Below are 9,452 nucleotides of genomic sequence, written 5' to 3'. Positions count from 1 at the left end.
GATGGCCGAAAACAACGGGGGTGGCAAGCTTTTTTTCTTCCAACCGTTGAAACTCAAGGGAAAACCGTGAGTGTGGAGGATAAACTTTTGACAATACCTAGTATACATGAGGAGGGAACCACATGCTTTACGGATTTGCTTTACTCGCTCTTCTAGCCGCCGCCGTGTGGGGCGGTGCGCATATCGCCCTTCATCATGCCAAAGAACAGACAAAAACAAACAAGCCGAAAAAATAGGGAACGCAGTCTGTTTGTTTCCACCGTTTCAATTGGTATAATGAGCGGTAATATGAAACGTAAGGAGGGATGAACATGAATCGATACGGGAAGCTGTTATTTTCCCTCGCTGTCACCGCCGCCTTGCTTGCCGGTTGCGGCACAGAGGCGCCCGCATCAGAAGGGACGGCTGCGAAAGAAAAACAATCCGCAAGTTCGGACAAGAACTCCGCCAACACGCAAACAGCCGAGCCAAAGAACCAAGAAACTCCCCAAGTTGATGAACAACATCAAGCAGGAGGTGGACAAAGCGGGGCGACAGGGGATGAAGCTGCTTCTTCCCGTCCAACAACTTCCTTGTCTTACCAAGTAGGAAATCAAACAGTCACAGGGACAGCAACGTTGACCACAAGCGACAACCAGCATTTCTCCCTCTACGTGCTGGACAGTTGGACGCTGGATGCCGAAGAGCCGCATGCTGATGTATTGCTCCACGGTAAGTCGTTCGCCCGCATTCGCTTGCTTTCAGAGGGGGAAACAAACTACGAGCAGCTGGCGAAAGAACATGCCCAAGCGATCGACGCCAACGCCGCCCGCCAACAAACGAACGGATTGCCTAAGCCGTTCGCTGATGCGGTTTGGTACACTGCACAAGCAGACGGCGCCACCGTTCATGTCATCGCCAGCGCCCAACCAGCGCCAATGCTATTGACCGTGCACGCTCCACGCAACGAAGACGTGCTTGGCGCCGTGCTCGCCATGGCGGCGACGCTGCAAAAGCAATAACTTATTTTAGGGAGGGCGATTGCCCTCCCTTTCCAAAAAGAAAAACCCCCTTTTTTCAGCTGCCAGAGGGTCAAACGAGCTGCTTGCTCTCTTCTTTGCGGAAAAATGTTTTCATCGCATGGAACACATCTGATTTTTGCTTCAAAATATAATAGCGGAACTTTTCATCCTTAATATTGCGATACGCCGACATGAGTGTGGAATGGCGGTTGTACTGGTTGACTTCCCCATACCCAAACATGTTCGACACTTTCATCAGCTCTTGAACAAGCTTCACACAGCGGGCATTGTCCGATGTCAAGTTGTCGCCGTCGGAGAAGTGGAACGGATAAATGTTGTAGCGCGACGGAGAATACTTCGTTTCGATCAGTTCCAGCGCCTTGCGGTAGGCGGATGAGCAAATCGTCCCGCCGCTTTCCCCTTTCGTGAAAAATTCATCCTCGCTGACAACTTTCGCTTCCGTATGATGGGCGATAAAGGCGATGTCGACTGTTTCGTACTTCGTGCGCAAAAAACGCGTCATCCAAAAGAAGAAACTGCGCGCCATGTATTTTTCCCACATGCCCATCGAGCCGCTTGTGTCCATCATGGCCAAGACAACGGCCTTCGATTCCGGCTTGACGACTTCATTCCACGTTTTAAACTTTAAATCTTCGCGGTAAATCGGGTAAAAGCCTGGTTTGCCGCTCATGGCGTTGCGTTTGAAAGCGGCGAGCATCGTCCGCTTTTTATCGATGTTCCCCATCAACCCGGTGCGGCGAATGTCGTTAAATTCGATATGTTGAACGACATTTTGATCCAGTTCTTTCCGCTGCAAGTTCGGCAGCTCCAGTTGGCTGAAGAGCGCTTCTTCGATTTCCATCAACGACACTTCAGCCTCGTAATAATCTTGACCCGGCAAGTCGCCGGCTCCTTGGCCTTTTCCTGGCCCTTGCCCCTCCCCGCTTCCGTCTCTGGCCACGACATCGCCGACTTGGCTGTCTCCGTTTCCTTGGCCGACATGTTTGTTTTTCTCATAGTTGTAGCGAATTTTATATTCATCCAGCGAGCGAATCGGAATCTTAATTACATCGCGTCCGTTGGACATAATGATGCTTTCTTCCGTAATCAAATCCGGCAAATTGTTTTTGATCGCTTCCTTTACCTTTTCTTGATGCCGCTTTTGATCGTCATATCCTTTGCGGTGGAGGGACCAGTCTTCTTTCGATACAACGAAATTCCCTTTCATATTTTCCCCTCCTTTGTTAAAATGGTTCTCACACTTTTCACTTTCCCGCATATACTTATGTTGGCGTCATCAAAACGGACCATCACTATGCCAAGTTGTTTATTTTATCCTATGCAAAAATTCAAAATAATTGACAGATGAATGCCGAAAATAGAAAAGCGAACAACGGACGGACAAGCCCGATTATCGATGCAAAAAAGCATGCCCCGGCGCTCGAGGCATGCCTAGCGGTTCAACAAGCTGCCGACATAGCGGAGCAATTCATTGGCCGACGTGGAGTTGTATCCGTATTCATCGATCAGGCGGGCGACGACTTCATTAATTTTTTTCAGTTGCTGTTCATCGGGCGTTTTCGTCGATGTCGTGATTTTCACAATATCCTTTAAATCAGCAAACAGCTTTTTCTGGATCGCTTCACGCAACCGCTCATGCGAATTGTAGTCAAACTTTTGCCCTTTGCGTGCGTAGGCGGAAATGCGGATTAAAATTTCTTCCCGGAACGCCTTTTTCGCATTTTCCGAAATGCCGATCTGTTCCTCAATCGAGCGCATCAGCTTCTCATCCGGATTCATTTCCTCGCCGGTAAGCGGGTCGCGCAGTTTCGTTTTGTTGCAATACGCCTCGACGTTGTCCAAATAGTTATCCATCAATGTTTTCGCCGACTCTTCATATGAGTACACGAACGCCTTTTGCACTTCTTGCTTGGCGATTTCGTCATACTCTTTGCGCACAAGCGAAATGAAGTTCAAGTACCGATCGCGGTCTTCCTTCGTGATCGACGGATGCTGATCCAACCCTTCTTTCAACGAACGAAGCACATCAAGCGCATTGATCGACGGCACTTCTTTCCGAATGATGCAAGCCGAAATGCGGTTGATGACATAGCGAGGGTCAATGCCGCTCATTCCTTCGTCGGGATGTTCTTTTTTCAACTCTTCAACGTCCACTTCGTTGAACCCTTCGATCATTTCCCCATCGTATAGACGCATTTTTTTCAATAAATCCACATCCGGCCGCTTTGACTCTTTCAGCCGAGTCAAAATCGTGAACATGGCGGCGATCCGCAATGTATGCGGGGCGATATGCACATCGGCAACATCGCTTTCACGAATCATTTTTTCGTAAATGCGTTCTTCTTCGGAGACGCGCAAGTTGTACGGAATCGGCATCACGATAATGCGCGAGTGAAGCGCCTCATTCTTTTTGTTCGCAATGAACGACCGGTATTCCGTTTCATTTGTATGGGCGACGATCAGTTCATCCGCACTGATTAACGCAAATCGTCCCGCTTTGAAATTGCCTTCCTGCGTCAGCGACAGCAAATGCCAGAGAAACTTTTCATCGCATTTCAACATCTCTTGAAACTCCATAATGCCGCGGTTCGCCTTGTTCAGTTCGCCGTCAAACCGATAGGCGCGCGGGTCAGACTCAGAACCGTATTCGGCAATCGTCGAGAAATCGATGCTTCCGGTTAAATCGGCAATATCCTGCGATTTCGGATCAGATGGGCTGAACGTCCCAATGCCGACGCGACGGTTTTCCGAGAAGAAAATGCGTTCCACCAGCACATCTTCAATGCGGCCGCCGTATTCTTTCTCGAGCCGCATCATATTGAGCGGTGACAACTCTCCTTCGATGCGAATGCCGTATTCACGGTAAAAATCATCACGCAAATGGTGAGGAATGAGGTGAAGCGGATCCTCGTGCATCGGGCAGCCTTTAATGGCGTACACCGCGCCGCGGTCCGTTTTGGAATACTCTTCAAGGCCACGCTTTAGAAGCGTCACGAGCGTCGATTTCCCACCGCCGACCGGACCCATCAGCAGCAAAATTCGTTTCCGCACATCCAACCGTTTCGCCGCTGGGTGGAAGTATTCTTCAACAAGCCGTTCGAGCGCTTCTTCGAGTCCGAACAAGTGCTGGCTAAAAAACTTATATCGTTTCCTTCCGTTCACCTCTTCGACCCCGGCATCTTTAATCATATTATAAACGCGCGAATGGGCCGATTGGGCCACCCACGGCTTTTCTTTTAAAATCTTTAAATACTCCGCGAACGTCCCTTCCCATTTCAGCTTTTCTTCTTCTTCCCGGTACCGTGCGATCTTTTGTAAAATATCCATAAAGGACCTCCTCACCCTTGGATGTCTAACAGCAAGATTATTACAATTTATGCGAGGATGTCCCGTATCATTCGCCGCAAAAAAAAATTTTGTCTCTCCGTCCTAACCTGTTCTCATTCACATGCTTGGCCATATTCGCTATAATAAAGGGGAAACGCATACCACTTTCATTGCAAGGGAGGAAAAGCGATGCGCACATTGCTTATGTTAGGGGTTATCATTGCGTTTTTGACGGCCATTTTCACCGCCGGCTACGAGGACAAACCGGGCGTTAAACAATAAGGCACAAAAAAACGACCTCCGCAACGAAGGTCGTTTTTTTGTTTACGAAAGCCCATGAAACCGTTGCTGGCGCAGCGCCTCGTACACTAAAATCGCCGCCGTATTGGATAAGTTCAGCGAACGGACTTTGTCGTTCATCGGAATGCGCAGGCAACGGTCCATATTGGCTTCAAGCAGTTCTTTCGGCAGCCCGGTCGTTTCGCGTCCAAACACAAAGAAACTGTCTTTTTCCGTATCGCTGAAATCAAACGAATCGTAGTATTGGCGGCCGAATTTCGTAATAAAGTAAAATTCGCCGTGCGGAAACCGGGCAAACAGTTCATCGAGCGAATCGTAATACGAAATGTTGACGTACGGCCAATAGTCAAGGCCGGCGCGCTTTAACATTTTATCATCCGTTGAAAACCCAAGCGGACGAATCAAGTGAAGCGCCGTATCCGTAGCCGCGCATGTGCGGGCGATATTCCCGGTATTAGCCGGAATTTCTGGTTGGTACAGTACTACATGGAGCGGCATTTCGTTCACCTCAGCAACATCGTTTATTTGCGGTCAATGATGTGAAAAAATTTATACCGAATGTTTGGCGTATAGGCGCTTGAATCTTCATACGACCAGTAACGCATGCGGCTGTTTGTCGTATGGGCGTTTACAAGCGGCATGCCGTCTTTGTCTTTCGCCACCACGATCGTCGTATGGTCGAAGCGGCCGTCTCCTTGAAAATCATAACAAATGACATCCCCTGCCATCAATTGTTCCGGCTCGGCTACTTCGACCGCCTGCAGGCCGATGCGCGCTCCGCTTAAATACCAGCGCAGCGAATGGGCGACCGCCCAGCTGTAACTCCAACTGTTGTTTTGACACCACCATCCCCGCGCCCGGTTCGGATAGCCGGTCATCGGCGCTCCGCCCGCATACAAACATTGGGAAACAAAATTCGTGCAATCAACGGCAAAGGAAGGAAACGCCGGGTTATGGCGGTTCCACCACATTTCTGCATACCGCACCGCCTGTGCACGATCATATTGGTAAAACAACCGCTCGCCCGTCCACCGTTCACGCTCAACGCGCGGTGCTTCAACGCGATCCCCCATCCGGCTGATCTGCTGGTCATCAACCAACTCACCACCCAAAAAGCGGGCGCGACGTTCCTCAACCTGCTCCTCTATATACAGATCAACCCCATGCTTAATGAGAAATTGATAGTGGGCCATATAAGCAATCGTTGTCTCCCGCTCGACGGCCTGCCTGCCGACAATTCGTCCGCGGATCGTGCACCGGACGATTTCCGCTCCTCGTTTGTCGCACAGTTGCTTCTTGCGTATGATTTCTTCATCTTGTACGCGTGGTTCTGATACAAACGAACGGGCCCGCTCATCGAGCCACTGTTGCAACTGCTTTTTCATGCCGCTCCCCACTTTCTTTTTGTTACTACCTTATGTAGGGAGGCGGAGGTTCTTTCCCTATTCCTTTGTCTCAGACAACAGTTTCAGCCCTTTGTCAATCTCGGCGATTACATCCATGTCCGTCTCGGTTTGTCGTGCCTCTTCCAAATGAGGCTTGGCGGTTGCATCCCCGATTTTCCCAAGCGCCCATGCCGCTGTCCCGCGGATGACCGGGCGGCTATCTTCTTTTAACAACCGGAGTAAACGCGGCACTGCCGTCCGGTCTTTGTAGTGAGCGAGGGCAATAATCGCATTGCGCTGAATCGGTTTTTTCCCGCGCCATGAACCGGCCATCGCACCAAACTTCTCTTGAAACTCACGGTTCGTCATGTCAAGAAGCGGAACCAGCTTCGGTTTGGCCGTCTCCGGATCCGGCTCAAATTCCGGATGCAAATGGAAATCTTTCCCCTTATTTTCTGGACAGACTAATTGGCATGTGTCGCAACCATACAATCGGTTGCCAATTTTCTCGCGGAATTCATCAGCCAAAAACCCTTTCGTTTGCGTTAAGAATGAAATGCATCGTTGTGCATTCAGCTGTCCCCCTTGCACAAGCGCCCCCGTCGGACAGGCGTCAATGCATTTCGTGCACGTCCCGCACCGGTTTTCAACTGGCTCATCTGGAGGAAACGGAATGTTGGTGATCATTTCCCCAAGATACACGTAGGAGCCAAACTCTGGGGTAATGATCGAACAATTTTTCCCGCTCCAGCCGATCCCAGCCCGTTCTGCCACCGCGCGGTCAGCAAGTTCTCCCGTATCCACCATCGATCGCACGCGGGCGGATGGCACCTTTGCCAGCAAAAATTCCTCCAGCTTCTGCAAACGTTCCCGCAGCACAACATGGTAATCCTTTCCCCACGATGCACGGCAAAACAGGCCGCGCCGCTCCGTTTTCGTCCCGCGCGGTGCATCCTTCATTTTCGACGGATAAGCGAGGGCAATGGCAATGATCGATTTTGCTTCTGGAAGAAGCAATGAAGGATTCGTCCGCTTCTCAATATCCGGCTCTTCAAATCCCGACTGATACCCGAGCTCCTGTTGGCGGCGCAGCCGCTCTTTCAACTCGACAAACGGGTCGGCGCTCGCAAACCCGATTTTATCGATGCCAATCGATCGGCTGTACGCAATCACTTCCTCTTTCAACGCCATCATATCCATCGTTTTCCCTCCTTTCAACACATATGGTAAAATAAAACGCGAGGTGATGAACATGCCATATATCGTATCCGAACAATTAAAACAACGCCTTCCTTCAGCCAAATTCGGCATCATCCGCTACCGCCATATCGACATCGGCGACTCGCCGCAAATGCTAAAAGGGCGGCTTGAGCTGTTTCAAGAGTCCATTTACATAGAGCTGCAGGAAAAACCGATTGCCGACATTCCCGAGCTCGCCGAATGGCGCCGGACCTTCAAACAAATCGGCACCGATCCAAGCCGCTACCGTCCGTCCAGCGAGAGCTTATACCGGCGCATCCAGAAAAAAAACTTTCTCCCTTCGATCCACTCCGCGGTCGACGTGAACAATTTCTTTTCTCTTTATTACAAAATTCCGCTCGGCATCTATGATCTTGACCGCATCGAAGGGACAGTGACCATCACAATAGGCACAGAGCAAGACGAATACATCGCCTTAAACGGCCGTTCCGTCAACTTCGCTGACAAACTTGTCAGCAAAGACGAACGCGGCCCGTTTGGCAGCCCGATCGTCGACTCTGAGCGCACGGCGGTAACGAGAGAGACAAAAAACGCCCTGCAAATCGTTTATTTCCTTCCGTCGATGAGCGAAGACGCCGCCCGCCGCCAACTTCAAGCCATTCAAACAATGTTTGTTCAAATTCATGGCGGCGAGGCCGACGCGCAATTGCTGTCATAAACTACGGAAATGCTGTCTGCCATCAGCTTCCCGCCGGGAAGCTTCCTTTATCCAAGCGGTGCGGTCGATGGCTGGCAGCTTGAAAAACAAAACAAAAAACGCAATGCCCCGTTCGCTAACGAAACGAAACACTGCGTTGTCCCCAACCCTTAATATACATTGGCTATTATAACAAAAAAGAGCCTAGACAGCAAGAAAAAAACGCAAAAATCGACAAAAAAAGATTGCAGAAAAAGGCACCAGGTTGTCTGGTGCCACTAACCAGTGACCCGTACGGGATTCGAACCCGTGTTACCGCCGTGAAAGGGCGGTGTCTTAACCACTTGACCAACGGGCCGCTTATGGCGGAGAAGGCGGGATTTGAACCCGCGCGCCGCAAAACTGCGACCTAACGGTTTAGCAAACCGTCCCCTTCAGCCACTTGGGTACTTCTCCATCCAATGGCTCCGCAAGTAGGATTCGAACCTACGACCTACCGGTTAACAGCCGGTTGCTCTACCACTGAGCTATTGCGGAATGATGAGTAAGAAACCTAGCACAATACTTGCCCTGTCCCTTCCTCTGCCAGCAAATTCAAGGAAGCTAGATGCGTCGGGACAACCAGCAAATTCAAGGAAGCTAGATGCGTCGGGACAACTCGAAGCATATTCGACGATGCACCTGCTCGTCGCTGAGCTATTGCGGAATGATGAGTAAGAARCCTAGCACAAWACTTGTCCTGTCCCTTCCTCTACTAGCGAATGCAAGGAAGCAAAATGCATCGAGGCAAGCGGAACCATGCACGCACAAGAACGTTCATTAAGTATTATAACGAATCATCTGACAATATGCAATGGAAAATGGTGGGCCTAAGTGGACTTGAACCACCGACCTCACGCTTATCAGGCGTGCGCTCTGACCAGCTGAGCTATAGGCCCCTTAAAAGCGGGTGATGGGAATCGAACCCACGACATCAGCTTGGAAGGCTGAGGTTTTACCACTAAACTACACCCGCATATCATTTAGTTGAACATCCGCCACGCTGCTTCCATGCCCCTTCCTCTACCAGCTGATTCATAGAAGCCAGATGCGTCGGGGCAACTCGAAGCCAATTCGATGATGCCGATGCTCGTGGCTGCGGTTTTACCACTAAACTACACCCGCATAATATTTGGCTTAACATCCGCCACGCTATTTCCATGCCCCTTCCTCTACCAGCTGGTTCACAGAAGCCGGATGCGTCGGGGCAACTCGAAGCCAATTCGATGATGCTGATGCTCGTGGCTGCGGTTTTACCACTAAACTACACCCGCATATAAAATTTTAAAGAAGAAAAAGGGCGACTAGTGGGAATCGAACCCACGCATGCCAGAGCCACAATCTGGTGCGTTAACCACTTCGCCATAGCCGCCATATTTCTGGTGCCGGCTGCAGGACTTGAACCCGCAACCTACTGATTACAAGTCAGTTGCTCTACCAATTGAGCTAAGCCGGCACATTTAACATGAGTTACTGGCTCAT

At 50.3% G+C, this 9,452-nt stretch carries 7 protein-coding genes and 7 tRNA genes; 2 read left to right on the top strand and 12 right to left on the bottom strand.

What is annotated here, in order from left to right; all coding sequences use genetic code 11:
• The first annotated feature begins 311 nt into the window (after window positions 1-311).
• A complete protein-coding gene (locus CV945_RS15710) occupies window positions 312-1,001 on the top strand; it encodes a hypothetical protein (RefSeq protein WP_100660133.1) in 690 nt (229 codons plus the stop codon).
• A 70-nt stretch (window positions 1,002-1,071) separates the two neighbouring features.
• On the opposite strand, the gene yhbH is transcribed toward CV945_RS15710, so the two are convergent.
• From yhbH to queG, 5 genes are all read right to left on the bottom strand, one after another.
• The gene (gene yhbH / locus CV945_RS15705) at window positions 1,072-2,229 is read right to left on the bottom strand and encodes a sporulation protein YhbH (RefSeq protein ID WP_050368243.1); all 1,158 of its coding nucleotides are present in this window, start codon (window positions 2,227-2,229) and stop codon (window positions 1,072-1,074) included.
• A gap of 224 nt (window positions 2,230-2,453) precedes the next feature.
• Window positions 2,454-4,349, bottom strand: a complete 1,896-nt coding sequence (locus CV945_RS15700) for a PrkA family serine protein kinase (protein WP_100660132.1) — start codon at window positions 4,347-4,349, stop codon at window positions 2,454-2,456.
• Between the two features lie 324 nt (window positions 4,350-4,673).
• On the bottom strand, window positions 4,674-5,147 hold the full coding sequence (gene trmL, locus CV945_RS15695) for a tRNA (uridine(34)/cytosine(34)/5-carboxymethylaminomethyluridine(34)-2'-O)-methyltransferase TrmL (protein WP_100660131.1): 474 nt from the start codon (window positions 5,145-5,147) through the stop codon (window positions 4,674-4,676).
• Window positions 5,148-5,170: 23 nt separating this feature from the next.
• On the bottom strand, window positions 5,171-6,034 hold the full coding sequence (locus CV945_RS15690; RefSeq protein WP_100660130.1) for an amidase domain-containing protein: 864 nt from the start codon (window positions 6,032-6,034) through the stop codon (window positions 5,171-5,173).
• Between the two features lie 57 nt (window positions 6,035-6,091).
• Entirely contained in the window at window positions 6,092-7,234 is a 1,143-nt protein-coding gene (gene queG, locus CV945_RS15685) for a tRNA epoxyqueuosine(34) reductase QueG (protein WP_100660129.1), read from the bottom strand.
• 52 nt (window positions 7,235-7,286) lie between these two features.
• Here queG and CV945_RS15680 point away from each other — a divergent pair, with 52 nt between their 5' ends.
• Window positions 7,287-7,952: a B3/B4 domain-containing protein gene (locus tag CV945_RS15680; protein WP_100660128.1), complete on the top strand. Its 666-nt coding sequence runs from the start codon at window positions 7,287-7,289 to the stop codon at window positions 7,950-7,952.
• A gap of 265 nt (window positions 7,953-8,217) precedes the next feature.
• On the opposite strand, the gene CV945_RS15675 is transcribed toward CV945_RS15680, so the two are convergent.
• The 7 genes from CV945_RS15675 to CV945_RS15645 all read right to left on the bottom strand — a co-directional run bounded on the left by CV945_RS15675 (window position 8,218) and on the right by CV945_RS15645 (window position 9,426).
• A tRNA-Glu gene (locus CV945_RS15675) sits at window positions 8,218-8,289 on the bottom strand.
• Between the two features lie 5 nt (window positions 8,290-8,294).
• Window positions 8,295-8,387: transfer RNA gene (locus CV945_RS15670), tRNA-Ser, on the bottom strand.
• A 6-nt stretch (window positions 8,388-8,393) separates the two neighbouring features.
• Window positions 8,394-8,468 (bottom strand) — tRNA-Asn (locus tag CV945_RS15665).
• Window positions 8,469-8,792: 324 nt separating this feature from the next.
• A tRNA-Ile gene (locus CV945_RS15660) sits at window positions 8,793-8,869 on the bottom strand.
• A 6-nt stretch (window positions 8,870-8,875) separates the two neighbouring features.
• Window positions 8,876-8,946: transfer RNA gene (locus tag CV945_RS15655), tRNA-Gly, on the bottom strand.
• 323 nt (window positions 8,947-9,269) lie between these two features.
• Window positions 9,270-9,342: transfer RNA gene (locus CV945_RS15650), tRNA-His, on the bottom strand.
• An 8-nt stretch (window positions 9,343-9,350) separates the two neighbouring features.
• Window positions 9,351-9,426: transfer RNA gene (locus CV945_RS15645), tRNA-Thr, on the bottom strand.
• Between the last annotated feature and the right edge of the window lie 26 nt (window positions 9,427-9,452).

The organism is Geobacillus sp. Manikaran-105, from assembly GCF_002809955.1.
GTDB lineage: Bacteria > Bacillota > Bacilli > Bacillales > Anoxybacillaceae > Geobacillus > Geobacillus thermophilus.
This window is presented reverse-complemented; position numbering and strand designations above follow the sequence as displayed.